Consider the following 14,560-nt stretch of genomic DNA (forward strand, 5'->3'; position numbering starts at 1 on the left):
TTCGTCTCAGAATTTCGATCAAATGATATTTTTCATATCATGAGGCTTCCATGAAAAGACCGACGATCCGCGATCTTGCCGAGATGGCCGGCGTTTCGGTCGCTACGACCAACCGGGTCCTGTCCGGTGCAGAAACTGTAAGTGCCAAGACGCGGGAGAAGGTACGTGAGGCGGCTGAAAAGATAGGCTTTTATGGACTAGGGGCAATTGCGGCGCGAAACGCCGCCGCGCGGCCGAAGTACCGTTTCGGCATCATCCTTCTTCAGCCGCATCGCCCATTTTACAAGCTTGTCGCACGCGCGCTTCTTGATGCGGCAGATGCACAAGAGATGTTTGATATCGAACTAAAGATCGAACACCTGGAGGATCTGTCGCCACAGAACACTGCTGATCGGGCACTTGCTCTAGCAAACGAGTGCGACGCTGTCTGCATCACGTCCGCTGTGCATCCCATCGTCACGAAAGCGATCGAAGAGATTCAGGCGCGCGGCATTCCTGTCTTTGCCCTGATCTCGCAACTCTCCGCTACGGGCCAAATCCATTACATCGGCCTCGACCACTGGAAAGTAGGGCGAACCGCCGCTTGGGCGTTCGATCATATCTGCAAAGCCCCCGGCAAGATCGGCCTTCTGATGGGCAACCCGCGGTACCGGAACCAGGAAATGAACGAAACCGGCTTCCGGTCATACTTCCGGGAGCATGCAAGGGATTTCGTGCTTCTAGAGCCCGTCTCGACCTTTGAATCCTCAGCTGTCGCGCAGGAGATGACGGAACGTCTCCTGAGTGACCATCCCGATCTAGCAGGGATCTATGTTGCAGGCGGAGGCATCAGCGGAGTCCTCGCGGCGCTTCGCACAACAGGCCGGGCCGGCTCGCTGATCACGGTAGGATATGAGCTTATGGACAACGTGCGTTCAGCGTTGCTGGACGGAGCGCTGACCTTGTCCATTTCGCACCCGCTTCCCATCGTCGCACGGGAAACGATCTCAGGAATGATTGCCGCCACAACCTCGAAAGGCACGAATGAAAGTCACACGAAGATTGTGCCCTTCGATCTGTATACGCGCGAGAATGTTTAACTCTGCAGGCCCGCCTGCGTCTTAACCGGCTGGCTAAGCTCTCGATGGGATTTGAACTATCGACCCACAAGTGTGGGACGCTGGCATTAGAATGTCGTTTTCATCGCCACCAGCTTTCAACACCGGTTAATTCACTTGAATCCGGGCCAAGACAACTTCGAGCGCGTGCTCCAGAGCATCGAGGCCTCCGCCACCGCGAAACTCCGCAAACATCTGCGCGTTGAGCCCGCCCTTGGTGGAATACTCATGGCGGAGATCTTCCAGAGAGGTCGATGGGTTGCGGAACGCGACGGTTGCGAGACTCAGAAAATGCTGTGCGAGATACGTGCGTGCGTTTTCCTGCGGCAAGCCTTTGGACTGCATCCAGCCGACAAGGTGATCCATAATGCCGAAATAGGAGCCCATCAGCGCACTTACCGCGGCGAGCACGTCGAACTCGTCGATCGTCTTGCAGGCAACGGCCGTTCCCAGCGGAGAAAAGAAGGCTTCGACAGCCGCATTCGGTGGAAAGATGGTGGTAACGCCGCTGCGGGTGGCAACGAATGGCAGCGGCACCGCACGCACGAGGTTGACGGGAACGCCAATCCAGGCGCGCAGGGTCACATGATCGACCGTCGCGATCAGGCTGACAACATTCTGGCCGGGCCGGAATCGGAGCGCGCGCACGACCTCCTCGGCGATATCAGGCCGCACCGCGAGGAAGAGCATATCCGCAGCATCCACCACATGCTGGTTATCGGCAGCAACGGTCACCTGCGACGAGAGGGCGGCGAGATGCGTGGCGGTTTTCGCGGAGCGAGGCGATACGATGATTTCAGCCGTCGGCTCGTCGCCGGAGATGAGACCCGTCACGATTGCTTCAGTGATCGTACCTGTACCAATGAAGCCAAGCCGAGGCTTTGCGCATGCCATGGAACGTCAGTCCTCGACGGGATTATGAAAGCCGGACGGAAGCATGAAGCCCGACGTGGATGCCGGCGGCTCGGCCTGGGTCTCCGGCCGCGCCTTGGGGATCATCGCGTGGGCGGCGACGACGGAGCGGATCGCAACGGGACGATAATTCCGGACGAGGTCGGGCCGACACTCTTCCTTGGACGTTTTACTCGTCATGCCTGCTCCTCCCGCCGACATCACTGTGCCTCGAACTTGACCATCGTACCGCCACCCGTCGCCTGGTCCGTCGGGAAGACTTCGACGCGGGCGACATCGACATAGACCGGCAGAGCGATCACGTCATTGACGATACGCGCGATATGCTCCGGCTGGATCGGCCGGTAGCCGTCGTAAAGCACGGCCTGCGCCTGGTTGTCGGCAATCGAAGTGCGGTAGAGATCGGTCTGCACGCGGCCCGGCACGATCTCGCTGACCCGCACTGACGTGCCGAGCAGATCGCAGCGCAGGTTGTCGCAGAACAGGCTGAGCCCGGCCTTCGAGGCGCCGTAGGCACCCATGTTCGCATAGGGCGCCTGCCCGCCGCTGGAGCCGATATAGATGAGATGACCGCGTTTGCGCGCGACCATGCCCGGCAGCACGACGCGCGTCAGATGCAGCGGCGCCTTGAGATTGACGTCGATCATCGCATCGATCTCGGCCGGATCGATCTCCTGGAACGCCGCGCGGGTAGAGAGAATGCCGGCATTGTTGACGAGAACATCCACCTCGACTCCCTCGAGCGCCTCGGCGATGCGCGCAGTATCGCGCACATCCGCCTGGATGGGGATCGCGCCGGTCTCGCTGGCGAGCGTGACGAGCTGCGCCTCATTGCGGCCGACGGCATAGACAGTGAGGCCGCGGGCGCGCAGCATCGGCACGATGGCCTTGCCGATACCGCTGGTGGCGCCGGTGACGACGGCGACGCGATAGGCATCAGACATAGATGTAGCCCCCGCTGATCACGACATTCTCGCCGGTGGCATAGGTGTTGCGGCTGGAGGCCATCATGACGATCCATTCGGCCATCTCGACGGGTTCCGCCGCACGGCCGAGCGCGCTCGCCTTGGCGAGTTCCGGCAGAAAACCGAGTTCCTTGGCTCGGTCGGTGGCGAAGCCGGCCGGCGCGACCGAGTTCACCAGGATCTGATCTGCGGCACATTCCTGCGCAAAGGATTTGGTGAGGCTGACGACGGCGGCCTTGGTGGCGGCGTAATGGGCGTTCTGCGGATGCGCCTTGAAAGCATCGACCGAGGTGACGTTGACGATGCGACCGGTCACCTCGGGCGCATTGACGAACTGGCGCATATGGCGCACCGCCGCCACCATCATGTGATAGGTGCCCTTGATGTTGATGGCGTTTTCGAGATCCCAGTCGTCGTCGGAGATTTCGAGGATCGGCTTGCGCGGGTAGATCGCGGCGCTGTTGACCAGCGCATGAATGCGGCCGAGCTTCGCGGCCACCGCCTCGAAGCCGCCATGCGCCGTCTCGGCGCGGGAAATGTCGGCGACCGCGGTTGCAACCTCAGCGCCCATCGCTTCAAGTTCCGCGGCAGAAGAGGCGAGCAGCGCCTCGTTGCGATCGATGAGACCGATCTTCGCAGCACCATGGGTAACCATCAGTCGGGCGGTCACGAGCCCCAGCCCCGAAGCGCCGCCGACGATGACAACAGACTGGTTCTTCATGTTCCGACCTCACGATTTCGGGTTGCGTCGCCATATTGGCATGTTATCACTTATATGCCAACTTATATGAAGCACAAGCCCCTTTTTGGACGTCGAGATGATCCCCCGCCTTGCCGCAGACCGCCCTGACGCGTCACTCACCACGGCGTTTCTCTCCTATATCGCGAGCGCGGGCCTCGAAGGCGAGATTGGCCGGACGGCAGCGGAGCGGAATGTCTTTGCTACGGACAACTCCATCTATCAGGTGGAGCCGGCGGCCATCATTTTTCCAAGAAATACCGACGATCTCAAGCGCATAGCCAAGGCACTGGCCCGGCCGGAGTTTGTCGAGATCAGCATCGCCCCGCGTGGTGGCGGAACGGGGACGAACGGTCAGTCGCTGACATCGGGCGTCGTCGTCGATTGTTCGCGGCATATGAACCGCATCATCGAGATCGATCCGGTGCGCCGCATCGCACGTGTGGAAGCGGGCGTCGTCAAGGACCAGCTCAACAAGGCGCTGGCGCCGCACGGCTTGTTCTTCGCACCCGAGCTTTCGACCTCCAACCGAGCGACGATCGGCGGCATGATCTCGACGGATGCCTGCGGCCAGGGCTCCTGCCTCTATGGCAAGACCAGCAATCATGTGCTGGCCTTGCGCGTCGTGCTGGCCGACGGCACCGATTTTCATTCCCGACCCGTCCGCGAGGAGGAACTGCGGGCGCTCCAGGCGCGGCGTGACCGGATCGGCAATATCCATCGCACGCTTGCCCGCATCACCCGCGATGATCGCGCCGAGATCGAGCGTATCTTCCCGAAGCTCAACCGCTTCATGACGGGCTACGACCTCGCCCATGTACGACGCGACGACGGCCTTTTCGACCTCAACGCCGTACTCTGCGGCTCTGAGGGTACGCTGGCGATGATTGCCGAGGCGGAGCTAAACCTGCTGCCGATCCCGGCGCATGCCGCCCTCGTCAACATCCGCTATGACAATTTCAACGCCGCGCTGGAGGATGCCCGCAATCTCGGGGCGCTTGATGTGGCCTCGGTCGAGACGATCGATGAAACCGTGCTGCGGCTGGCCAAGGGCGATATCGTCTGGCCGCGTATCGCCGCCTTTTTTCCCGACGATGCCGACGGACCGGCCAATGGCATCAACATCACGGAGATCCTGGCGGATACGCCCGAGGAGCTTGCGGAAAAGCTCTCGGCCGTGACGGCGGCCCTGCAATCCCGCCCCTTCGCCGGCCGAAAGGGTTTTACAATCACGCGGGGAAAAGCCGAAATCGAGGCCGTATGGACGATGCGCAAGCGGGCGGTGGGCCTGCTCGGCAATGTCGAAGGGCCGGTGCGGCCCGTGCCCTTTGTCGAGGATACAGCCGTGCCGCCGGAAAATCTCGCCGCCTATATCCGCGAATTCCGGGCGGTTCTCGATCAGGAAGGCCTCACCTATGGCATGTTCGGTCACGTCGATGCCGGTGTGCTGCATGTGCGCCCGGCGCTCGATCTCACCCGCCCCGACCATGCCGTTCTGGTGCGCCGCATCAGCGATGCCGTCGTGGCGCTGACGCGCAAATATGGCGGTGTACTCTGGGGCGAGCACGGCAAGGGCGTGCGTTCGGAATATGTGCCTGAATTCTTCGGGCCGCTCTATCCGCGCCTGCAGGAGATCAAGGCCGCCTTCGATCCGCTCGGGCAGCTCAATCCCGGCAAGATCGTCGCGCCCACCGGCCGCACCCTGCCGAAGATCGACGCCATCCCGCTGCGCGGCTCGCTCGACCGGGCGATCGGCAACGACATTCGCGCGGCCTTCGACAACGCGGCCTATTGCAACGGCAACGGCGCCTGCTTCGATTTCGATGCGGACAGCCTGATGTGCCCCTCCTACAAGGCGACGCGCGACCGGCGCCAGTCGCCGAAGGGCCGCGCCTCGCTGATGCGCGAATGGTTGCGGCGGCTCGCCGAAAAGGGCATCGACCCGCGCCGCGAAGCCACACGACGGCACCCGTTTGGCATGGTGAGCCGCCTGTGGAACAGCCTCAACCCTGCCAATCGCGACGATTTCTCCCACGAGGTGCGCGCGGCTATGGATAGCTGCCTCGCATGCAAGGCCTGCGCCGGGCAATGTCCCGTCAAGGTGAGCGTGCCGGCCTTCCGTGCCAAGTTCCTCGCGCTCTATTACCAGCGCTATCTGCGGCCGCTGAAGGACCCGCTGGTCGCCGCCATCGAAATCACCCTACCGCTGATGGCGCGGATGCGGCCACTCTACAATGCCATTGCCGGATCGCCGATGGGCCGGGCCATGATGCGCCGCGCGGGCCTCACCGCACTGCCCGTTCTTCCGCCCCTAGCGCTGCGCCGAACGCTTGCGGCACAGAACGTGCCCGTCGCCACGCCCGCGCTGCTCGCGCGCCTTGATGCGGTGGCGCGGGCCAAGGCCGTCACCTTCGTGCCGGATGCCTTTACCGAGCATTTCGATCCGCAGGTGCTTCTCGATGCCATCGAGGTGGCGCGGCTGCTCGGACTCACCCCCTTCATCGCGCCGCCGCTAGTCAACGGAAAGGCGCTCCATGTGCATGGCTATCTCGGCGCCTTCGAGAAGACCGCCCACCGCACCGCCGCCGCCATCGACCGGCTGGCGGAAACCGGCGTGCCGCTGGTCGGCATCGATCCGTCCATGACCCTCACCTTTCGTAGTGAATATTCCGGCACCGGAATGAAGGGGCGTGTCCTCCTCCCGCAAGAATGGCTGGCCACCCTTCTCGACCGCCTTCCCTCGCCGGCCGTTGGGGAGCGCAGGCGCGTCCACCTCATGGCCCATTGTACGGAGCGTACCAACGCACCGGTCGCGGTTGGCCAGTGGAAGACCGTTTTCGAGAAACTCGGCATGGAACTCGTCATCGACGACGTCGGCTGCTGCGGCATGGCAGGCACCTTCGGCCATGAGGTGCGCAACCGTGGGATTTCCGAAACGCTCTACGCCATGAGCTGGCAGCCCGCGCTGGCCGCGACGGATCGGGCCGATCTGGTGATGGCGACGGGATATTCCTGTCGGTCGCAGGTCAAGCTGATGGAAGGGGTGAAACTTCCCCATCCCCTCCAGGCCATCCGCGCCGCTCTCCAGGCCACATACCCTTCCCTTGGATACAGATGGGACGTATGATGTGTGACAAATTAGAAGATGAAACGCAGAGGCTGTATCGAAATGTCGGTTATCACGCAGCGCGGCAATCTCGGTGAAATCGTCGTCGCCAAGCTGACCGAACGCATCGATTCCGGACTGTACGCTCCGGGCGAAAAAATCCCGTCCAGTGCGCAGCTCTGCGAGGAATTTGGTGTTTCGCGCACCGTCATCCGGGAGGCCCTGACCTCGCTGAAGGTCGCGGGCCGCGTCGTCACCCGCCAGGGTGCCGGCGCCTATGTGACGGAGAAGGATGCCAAAACGCTGAATTTCGAAATCAGCCGCATCGACGACATTCGCTCTGCCATGCAGATCCTGGAGCTGCGGCTCGGCGTGGAAATGCAGTCGGTGGCGCTTGCCGCCCAGCGCCGCACGCCAGAAGCACTGGCCGAGATCGCCCGCGCCTTCGACCATATCGAAAACCTCGACACAGACGATGCCGAGGTCGAGGCGCGCGCCGATTTCGAATTCCACCTCGCCATCGCCAAGGCGACGCGCAACCCGCATTTCCCGCGCTTTCTGGAGGCGGTCATGGGCGAGATCAATTTCGATCTCGTGCTCAAGCACAGCCAGTCCGGCCGCTCCTACAATGCCTACCTGAAGAAGATCAACAAGGAGCACGCCGCGATCCTCGCGGCGATCACTCAAGGCGACGCCAAGACGGCAAAACAGGCACTCTCTGCCCATCTGGAAGAAAGCCTCAACCGCTACCGCGCCCTGCTCGCAGAGCCTGCGGGCGCCAAGGCGAAAGCCTGACCCCTCCCCCGCCGATCGAAGGACAAGGCATCCTTTGACGAACCATCCTCCCGCACGGTGCTCCGTCGCGGGATATCCCGCGTTTTTGCCCGTCGTTCCAGCCTCCGGATAGGGCCGCTTCGTCAAGGATAGCTTGTCGATCGGCGGAATTTCTTACGCAGGTCCGTCGCTGGGGCAGTCCTACACTCCCTCCAGTGGCGAAGAAACTTGCAGGCGATCCCCACACGACAAGCGAGTGGGGTGCAGACCGCGATGGGAACATCACGGCCTCCTGTTCTCCCGTCCTTCCAGGGGTAAAGCGCAGCAAAAGCCTGCATCTGCCCCTGCAATGACAAGAGATGCGGAACGAACCGCATCCCAATGAAGAGATTCATGGCTTAACCAGAGGGAAGCCCCGCACATGACACAGATTTCGAAATTCCTGGCGGCGACTGCCATCGCCTCCTCCCTGCTTCTCGCGCCAGCCTTTGCCGCCGATACGATCAAGATCGGCGTCGCCGGCCCCTATACCGGCGCCAACGCCACCTTTGGCGAGCAGGTCTACAACGGCGTTTCCACCTATGTGAACGAGGTGAACGCGGCAGGCGGCATCAATGGCAAGCAGGTCGAGCTCGTGAAGGGCGACGACGCCTGCGAGCCCAAGCAGGCCGTGGCCGTTGCCAACCGCTTCGTCGATCAGGACAAGGTGCAAGCGGTGATCGGACACTTCTGCTCGTCGAGCACGATCCCGGCTTCCGAGATCTACAACGACGCCGGCATCCTCGAAATGACGCCGTCCTCGACCAATCCGACCGTGACCGACCGCGGCTTCGACAACCTGTTCCGCGGCTGCGGCCGTGACGACCAGCAGGCGGTCGTTGCCGCCGGCTTCATCCTCGATACGCTGAAGCGCGACAAGGTCGCCCTCATCCACGACAAGGACACCTATGGCCAGGGCCTCGTCGATGCCGTCAAGAAGACAATGGAAGAGCGCGGCGTACAGCCGGTTCTCTATGAAGGCCTGACGCGCGGCGAACGTGACTTCAACGCTCTCGTCACCAAGATCAAGAGCACCGGCGCCAATGCCGTGTATTTCGGCGGCCTCATTCCGGAAGGTGGCCCACTGGTGCGCCAGTTGAAGGAACAGGGCGTCGACGTGGTCTTCGTGACCGGCGATGCCTTCGCCCAGACAGAACTGGTCGCCGCTGCCGGCGGCCCGGCAAACCTGAAGGACGTCTACTATTCCGCAACGCCAGACCCGCTCGCTGACCCCTCGACCAAGGGTGTGCAGGACGCCCTGACGAAAGCCGGTGTGACGCCCGCCAACTACGTTCTCTACGGCTATGCCAATGCGCAGGCCGTCGTCGCGGCACTGAAGGCCGGCGAAGAGCTCGATGCCCAGGCCGCATGGCTGCGTGCCAATACCGTCGATTCCGCCATCGGCAAAATCACCTGGGACGAAAAGGGCGACATCAAGGACTTCAAGTTCGTCTTCTATAACTTCGACGACAAGGGAACCCCCGTTCTCGTGAAGTAAGGACGATCCGCTCTGCCGGCCGGGCTATCGTCCGGTCGGCTCTCCGTGCCCAAATTTCAGGGGGTCCGCGTATGGATGTCTACATCCTCATCCAGCAATTGTTCAACGGCATTACGCTCGGCACGATCTACGGTCTGATCGCCGTCGGTTACACCATGGTCTACGGCGTCATCCGCATGATCAACTTCGCCCATGGCGATGTCTACATGGTCTCGGCCTATATCGCCGCGATCACCCTTGCCGTCCTCACCTTCTTCGGCATCCAGTCCGTGCCCTTCGCGCTGATCTCGGTGCTGGTCATCACCTGCGCCATCACCGCCCTCTACGGCTGGGCAATCGAACGCGTCGCCTACCGGCCCCTGCGCGGCTCCACCAAACTTGCCCCCCTGATCTCGGCCATCGGCATTTCGCTGATGCTGCAAAGCTATGTGCAGATCGCCCAGGGCGCCCGCGACCAGGGTGTGCCGACGCTCATCAGCGGCGCGTTCCGCTTCGGCGACGGCGTGCACTTCGCCCAGATCACCTACATGCAGACCGTGATCCTGTTCGCCTCGCTGATCGCCATGGGCATCCTGACCTATGTCATCAATCACACGCGGATCGGCCGCGAATGCCGCGCGGTGCAGCAAAACATCCGCATCTCGGCCGTGCTCGGCGTCAACACCGATCGCATCATCTCGACCGTCTTTGTGATCGGCGCCGCGACGGCCGCCGTCGGCGGCGTACTCGTCACGTTCAACTACGGTTCGTTCAATTTCTTCATTGGCTTCGTGATGGGCATCAAGGCCTTCACAGCTGCCGTGCTCGGCGGCATCGGCTCGCTGCCCGGCGCGGTCCTCGGCGGCGTACTGCTCGGGCTGACGGAAGCCCTGTTCGCCGGCTATGTCAGCACGGACTACAAGGACGTCTTCGCTTTCGCGTTGCTCATCATCCTCCTCTTCTTCCGCCCCTATGGCCTGCTCGGCCGGCCGGAAATCCAGAAAGTGTGAGGCGAGAGATATGCAAACGAACCGCCTCCTCACGCTCGCCAAGCAGGCGCTGCTCACCTTTACCGTCTCGCTGATCCTGTTCGCGCCGATTTCCGGCCTCGTGCTGGAAGGCTTCTCGTTCCGCAACGAACTGACGCGCGCCGTGCTGCTCGCCGCACTCGTAGCGGCCGGACGGGTCGCCCTGTCGCTGGTCGGCATGACGGCCATCGGCCGGAAGATCGCCGGCAAGGCCGCCAGCAATGGCAGCGGCGTCACGGTCATGACCGGAAAAGAAAAATCGCCCGCGTTGATCCTCGGCCTGATCTTTCTTGCCGGCCTCTCGCTGCCCTTCTTCGCCGATAAATACTTCCTCGGTATCGCGATCCTGGCGCTGATCTACTGTCTGCTTGGCCTCGGGCTCAACATCGTGGTCGGCCTTGCCGGCCTGCTCGATCTGGGCTTCGTCGCCTTCTATGCGGTCGGCGCTTATCTCCTCGCACTCGGCGCGCAATATCTGGGCCTCGGCTTCTGGAGCGCGCTGATCATTGCCCCCTTCCTCGCCGGCCTCTGCGGCATGGTGCTCGCCTTCCCGGTCCTCAAGATGCACGGCGACTATCTTGCCATCGTCACGCTCGGCTTCGGCGAAATCATCCGCCTCGTCCTCAACAACTGGCTGGAATTCACCGGCGGCCCGAACGGCGCCTCCGTCCCGCCCCCGACGCTCTTCGGCCTCGAATTCACCCGCACGGCCAAGCAGGGCGGTGTGCCACTGCATGACTATTTCGGCATCGCCTACAGCGCCGACTACAAATTCTGGTTCATCTATCTCGTGCTGTTCCTCGTCGTCTGCCTCGTCGTCTACGCCGTCGAGCGCCTGCGTGTCATGCCGCTCGGCCGCATGTGGGAAGCGCTGCGCGAGGACGAGATCGCCTGCCGCTCGCTCGGCGTGAACCACGTCTTCACCAAGCTCACCGCCTTCATGCTTGGCGCCTCGACCGGCGGACTGGCAGGCGTGTTCTTCGCCGTCCACCAGGGGTTCGTGAATCCCACGTCCTTCACCTTCTTCGAATCCGCGCTGATCCTCGCGATCGTCGTACTCGGCGGCCTGGGCTCCACCGTCGGCGTCATCGCCGCCGCACTGGTCCTGACCATCCTGCCCGAACTCCTGCGCGATTTCGCAGAATATCGCGTGCTGGTCTTCGGTGTGCTGATGGTGGTGATGATGATCTGGAAACCCCGCGGTCTCGTGCGCGTCCAGCGCCCCGCGTTCTTCCCTAGCACCGCGGTCAAGGGCGCGGGAACGGCGCCGCTTTCCGCAAGCCCGGAGGCCGTCCGATGAACACGCCCCTCCTCGATGTGCGCAATGTGACCATGCGCTTCGGCGGTATCGTCGCCAACCGCAATGTCAGCTTCTCCGTTGAGCGTGGCGGCGTCACGGCCCTGATCGGCCCGAACGGCGCCGGCAAGACGACGATGTTCAACTGCATCACCGGTTTCTACCGTGCCAGCGAAGGCCAGATCCTTCTCGACGGTCCCAATGGGCCGCAGGATATCGGCACGCTGATTACGAAGCCGATCACCGGCGGCTCGCATCTCGTCACCCGCGCCGGCATCGCCCGCACCTTTCAGAACATCCGTCTGTTCAAGGAAATGTCCGTTGTCGAGAACCTGCTGGTCGCGCAGCATCTGGTGACTGCCAACAATCTCGTCAGCGGCGTGTTGCGCACGCCCGCCTTCCGCAGGGCCGAGCGTGAGGCCGTTGACCGCGCCTATCACTGGCTCGGCGAGATGAACCTCACCGACGACGCCAACCGGCTGGCGGGCGAGCTGCCCTATGGCCGCCAGCGCCGCCTGGAAATCGCCCGCGCCATGTGCACCGGGCCGAAGCTCATATGCCTCGATGAACCCGCCGCTGGCCTCAATCCATCGGAAACACGCGAGCTTTCCGAGGTCATTCAGCGGCTCTGTAAGGAACACGGTCAAACGGTGCTCGTCATCGAGCACGACATGGGGCTGGTGATGCGCATTTCCGACCACGTCGTCGTGCTCGACCATGGCGAAGTGATTTCCGACGGAACGCCCGAGCATGTGGGGAATGACCCCGCCGTCATTGCCGCCTATCTCGGCGTCAGCGAAGAGGAAGTAGAGAAATGAGCGAGGCACCGCTGCTCGAGTTTTCCGGCGTGCGCGCCCATTATGGCCCGGTCGAAGCGCTGAAGGACGTCAATGTCCACATCATCAAGGGCGAGATCGTCAGCCTGATCGGCGCCAACGGCGCCGGCAAGACGACGCTGCTCTCTTCGATCTTCGGCGCACCGCGCGCTTCGTCGGGCAAAATCCTGCATCGCGGCGAGGATATCTCCCGCTTGCCAACCAACCGGATTTCCCGCCGCGGCATCGCGCTGGTGCCGGAAGGGCGGCAGATCTACCAGGAAATGAGCGTCGAAGAGAACATGATGATGGGCACGACACCCATCGGCATGGCGCATTTCGAAGAGGATCGGGCCACCATGTTTGACCTGTTCCCGCGTTTGAAGGAGCGCCGCAACCAGACCGCCGGCACCATGTCGGGCGGCGAGCAGCAGATGCTCGCTATCGCCCGCGCCATGATGGCCCGGCCGGAACTGATCCTGTTCGACGAGCCCTCGCTCGGGCTTGCACCGCTCGTCGTCAAGCGTGTCTTCGACGTACTGCGCGAGATCGCCGCCATGGGCAAGACGATCTTCCTCGTCGAGCAGAATGCCAACCACGCGCTGAAACTGTCGCAACGCGCCTATGTCATGGTCAACGGCCGCATCCATCTGTCGGGCGAAAGCGCTGCGCTGCTCGACAATGAAGACGTCCGCAAGGCCTATCTCGGCCTGCACTGAACGGAAACGACAATGCTGCACAAGAACCTCATTGCCGGCGAATGGGTCTCCGGCGACGCCTCGGCGAACATCAACCCGTCCAATACCAAAGAAATCGTCGGCGACTATGCCCGCGCAAGCGCCGAGGATACGAGAAACGCCATCGCTGCCGCCAAGGCCGCCCTGCCCGCCTGGTCGCGCTCGGGCATTCTCGAGCGCCACGCCATCCTGAAGAAGACCGGCGACGAAATCCTTGCCCGCAAGGAGGAGCTTGGCCGCCTGCTCGCCCGCGAGGAAGGCAAGACCCTGCCGGAGGCGATCGGTGAAGTCACCCGCGCCGGCCAGATCTTCGACTACTTCGCCGGTGAAACCTTGCGCCTTTCCGGCGAGGCTCTTCCGTCCGTGCGCCCGAACATCGGCGTCGAGATCACCCGCGAGGCCGTGGGAGTCGTCGGCATCATCACGCCCTGGAACTTCCCCATCGCCATTCCCGCCTGGAAGATCGCGCCGGCGCTCGCCTATGGCAACACTGTCGTCCTGAAACCTGCCGATCTCGTGCCCGGCTCCGCCTGGGCGCTCATCGACATCCTGCACCGCGCCGGCGTACCGGCGGGCGTCGTCAATCTCGTGATGGGCCGCGGCAGCGTCGTCGGCCAGACGCTGCTGGACAGCCCTGACGTCAATGCGCTGACCTTTACAGGCTCGGTCGGCACCGGCAAACGCGTCGCGCTCGCCTCGGTCGAGCACAACCGCAAATTCCAGCTCGAAATGGGCGGCAAGAATCCCTTCGTGGTGCTCGACGACGCCGATCTTGCCGTCGCCGTCGAAGCCGCCGCCAATTCATCCTTCTTCTCGACCGGCCAGCGCTGCACCGCTTCCTCGCGCCTGATCGTCACGGAAGGTATCCACGACCGCTTCGTCGCCGCACTGACGGAGCGCCTCAAAGGCCTCGTCATCGACGACGCTTTGAAGACCGGTACCCATATCGGCCCGGTCGTCGACGAAACCCAGCTGAAGCAGGATGCCGACTATATCGAGATCGGCCGGTCGGAAGGCGCAAGGCTCGCCTTCGGCGGTGAAAGGCTGGAGCGCGAGACGCCCGGTTTCTATCTTGCGCCGGCGCTCTTCACCGAAGCGACGAACGATATGCGCATCGCCCGCGAGGAAATCTTCGGCCCCGTCGCCGCCGTCATCCGCGTCAAGGATTATGACGAGGCGCTTGCTGTCGCCAATGACACGAACTTCGGCCTTTCCTCCGGCATCGCGACGACGAGCCTCAGGCACGCCACGCATTTCAAGCGCAACTCGGAAGCCGGCATGGTGATGGTCAACCTGCCGACCGCCGGCGTCGATTTCCACGTACCCTTCGGCGGCCGCAAGGGCTCGTCCTACGGCCCCCGCGAACAGGGCCGCTATGCCGCCGAATTCTACACCACCGTCAAGACCGCCTATACGCTCGCCTGAGGAGGAATGCCGATGAAATTGCTCGTACCGATCAAACGCGTCGTCGACTACAACGTAAAGATCCGCGTGAAATCGGATGGTTCGGGTGTCGAACTTGCGAATGTGAAGATGTCGATGAACCCGTTCGACGAGATCTCGGTCGAGGAAGC

The 14,560-nt window shown here is 62.7% G+C and carries 13 protein-coding genes and 1 pseudogene; 10 read left to right on the forward strand and 4 right to left on the reverse strand.

Going from position 1 to position 14,560, the window contains the following annotated elements:
* Positions 1 to 50 precede the first annotated feature (50 nt).
* Positions 51 to 1,079, forward strand: coding sequence for a LacI family DNA-binding transcriptional regulator (locus tag MUU55_RS23040; RefSeq protein ID WP_244763111.1), 1,029 nt, complete (start codon positions 51 to 53; stop codon positions 1,077 to 1,079).
* Positions 1,080 to 1,205: 126 nt separating this feature from the next.
* On the opposite strand, the gene MUU55_RS23045 is transcribed toward MUU55_RS23040, so the two are convergent.
* Genes MUU55_RS23045 through MUU55_RS23060 form a run of 4 tightly spaced genes read right to left on the reverse strand, consistent with a single transcriptional unit; the run spans position 1,206 to position 3,695 of the window.
* Positions 1,206 to 1,991, reverse strand: a complete 786-nt coding sequence (locus tag MUU55_RS23045; protein WP_244763112.1) for a pyrroline-5-carboxylate reductase — start codon at positions 1,989 to 1,991, stop codon at positions 1,206 to 1,208.
* 6 nt (positions 1,992 to 1,997) lie between these two features.
* On the reverse strand, positions 1,998 to 2,189 hold the full coding sequence (locus MUU55_RS23050; protein ID WP_244763113.1) for a hypothetical protein: 192 nt from the start codon (positions 2,187 to 2,189) through the stop codon (positions 1,998 to 2,000).
* 20 nt (positions 2,190 to 2,209) lie between these two features.
* Positions 2,210 to 2,953, reverse strand: a complete 744-nt coding sequence (locus MUU55_RS23055; RefSeq protein ID WP_244763114.1) for an SDR family oxidoreductase — start codon at positions 2,951 to 2,953, stop codon at positions 2,210 to 2,212.
* Complete coding sequence (locus tag MUU55_RS23060) at positions 2,946 to 3,695, reverse strand: SDR family NAD(P)-dependent oxidoreductase (protein ID WP_244763115.1); 750 nt, start codon at positions 3,693 to 3,695, stop codon at positions 2,946 to 2,948. The genes MUU55_RS23055 and MUU55_RS23060 overlap by 8 nt, the downstream gene beginning before the upstream one ends.
* Positions 3,696 to 3,792: 97 nt before the next feature.
* Between MUU55_RS23060 and ydiJ the strand changes: the two genes are divergently transcribed.
* The 9 genes and pseudogenes from ydiJ to MUU55_RS23105 all read left to right on the forward strand — a co-directional run.
* A complete protein-coding gene (gene ydiJ, locus MUU55_RS23065) occupies positions 3,793 to 6,840 on the forward strand; it encodes a D-2-hydroxyglutarate dehydrogenase YdiJ (RefSeq protein ID WP_244763116.1) in 3,048 nt (1,015 codons plus the stop codon).
* Positions 6,841 to 6,882: 42 nt separating this feature from the next.
* Positions 6,883 to 7,614 carry a FadR/GntR family transcriptional regulator gene (locus tag MUU55_RS23070; RefSeq protein WP_244763117.1) on the forward strand — a complete coding sequence of 244 codons (732 nt, stop codon included), beginning with the start codon at positions 6,883 to 6,885 and terminating at the stop codon, positions 7,612 to 7,614.
* A gap of 400 nt (positions 7,615 to 8,014) precedes the next feature.
* On the forward strand, positions 8,015 to 9,130 hold the full coding sequence (locus MUU55_RS23075) for a branched-chain amino acid ABC transporter substrate-binding protein (RefSeq protein WP_244763118.1): 1,116 nt from the start codon (positions 8,015 to 8,017) through the stop codon (positions 9,128 to 9,130).
* Positions 9,131 to 9,201: 71 nt separating this feature from the next.
* A complete protein-coding gene (locus MUU55_RS23080; RefSeq protein WP_244763119.1) occupies positions 9,202 to 10,119 on the forward strand; it encodes an ABC transporter permease subunit in 918 nt (305 codons plus the stop codon).
* A 10-nt stretch (positions 10,120 to 10,129) separates the two neighbouring features.
* Complete coding sequence (gene livM / locus MUU55_RS23085; RefSeq protein ID WP_244763120.1) at positions 10,130 to 11,437, forward strand: high-affinity branched-chain amino acid ABC transporter permease LivM; 1,308 nt, start codon at positions 10,130 to 10,132, stop codon at positions 11,435 to 11,437.
* The gene (locus MUU55_RS23090; protein WP_244763121.1) at positions 11,434 to 12,252 is read left to right on the forward strand and encodes an ABC transporter ATP-binding protein; all 819 of its coding nucleotides are present in this window, start codon (positions 11,434 to 11,436) and stop codon (positions 12,250 to 12,252) included. Before livM ends, MUU55_RS23090 begins: the two co-directional genes overlap by 4 nt.
* The gene (locus tag MUU55_RS23095) at positions 12,249 to 12,968 is read left to right on the forward strand and encodes an ABC transporter ATP-binding protein (protein ID WP_244763122.1); all 720 of its coding nucleotides are present in this window, start codon (positions 12,249 to 12,251) and stop codon (positions 12,966 to 12,968) included. Before MUU55_RS23090 ends, MUU55_RS23095 begins: the two co-directional genes overlap by 4 nt.
* 12 nt (positions 12,969 to 12,980) lie before the next feature.
* The gene (locus tag MUU55_RS23100) at positions 12,981 to 14,411 is read left to right on the forward strand and encodes an aldehyde dehydrogenase family protein (protein ID WP_244763123.1); all 1,431 of its coding nucleotides are present in this window, start codon (positions 12,981 to 12,983) and stop codon (positions 14,409 to 14,411) included.
* Between the two features lie 12 nt (positions 14,412 to 14,423).
* Positions 14,424 to 14,560 (forward strand): annotated as a pseudogene (locus MUU55_RS23105) (electron transfer flavoprotein subunit beta/FixA family protein); the annotation flags it as partial.

It is taken from the genome of Shinella curvata, from assembly GCF_022899935.1.
Lineage (GTDB): Bacteria > Pseudomonadota > Alphaproteobacteria > Rhizobiales > Rhizobiaceae > Shinella > Shinella curvata.

Bases quoted from the DNA above. Each gene is read 5' to 3' on its own strand.
- MUU55_RS23040 (WP_244763111.1), top strand. From the start codon at position 51: ATGAAAAGACCGACGATCCGCGATCTTGCCGAGATGGCCGGCGTTTCG.
- MUU55_RS23045 (WP_244763112.1), bottom strand. From the start codon at position 1,991: ATGGCATGCGCAAAGCCTCGGCTTGGCTTCATTGGTACAGGTACGATC.
- MUU55_RS23050 (WP_244763113.1), bottom strand. From the start codon at position 2,189: ATGACGAGTAAAACGTCCAAGGAAGAGTGTCGGCCCGACCTCGTCCGG.
- MUU55_RS23055 (WP_244763114.1), bottom strand. From the start codon at position 2,953: ATGTCTGATGCCTATCGCGTCGCCGTCGTCACCGGCGCCACCAGCGGT.
- MUU55_RS23060 (WP_244763115.1), bottom strand. From the start codon at position 3,695: ATGAAGAACCAGTCTGTTGTCATCGTCGGCGGCGCTTCGGGGCTGGGG.
- ydiJ (WP_244763116.1), top strand. From the start codon at position 3,793: ATGATCCCCCGCCTTGCCGCAGACCGCCCTGACGCGTCACTCACCACG.
- MUU55_RS23070 (WP_244763117.1), top strand. From the start codon at position 6,883: ATGTCGGTTATCACGCAGCGCGGCAATCTCGGTGAAATCGTCGTCGCC.
- MUU55_RS23075 (WP_244763118.1), top strand. From the start codon at position 8,015: ATGACACAGATTTCGAAATTCCTGGCGGCGACTGCCATCGCCTCCTCC.
- MUU55_RS23080 (WP_244763119.1), top strand. From the start codon at position 9,202: ATGGATGTCTACATCCTCATCCAGCAATTGTTCAACGGCATTACGCTC.
- livM (WP_244763120.1), top strand. From the start codon at position 10,130: ATGCAAACGAACCGCCTCCTCACGCTCGCCAAGCAGGCGCTGCTCACC.
- MUU55_RS23090 (WP_244763121.1), top strand. From the start codon at position 11,434: ATGAACACGCCCCTCCTCGATGTGCGCAATGTGACCATGCGCTTCGGC.
- MUU55_RS23095 (WP_244763122.1), top strand. From the start codon at position 12,249: ATGAGCGAGGCACCGCTGCTCGAGTTTTCCGGCGTGCGCGCCCATTAT.
- MUU55_RS23100 (WP_244763123.1), top strand. From the start codon at position 12,981: ATGCTGCACAAGAACCTCATTGCCGGCGAATGGGTCTCCGGCGACGCC.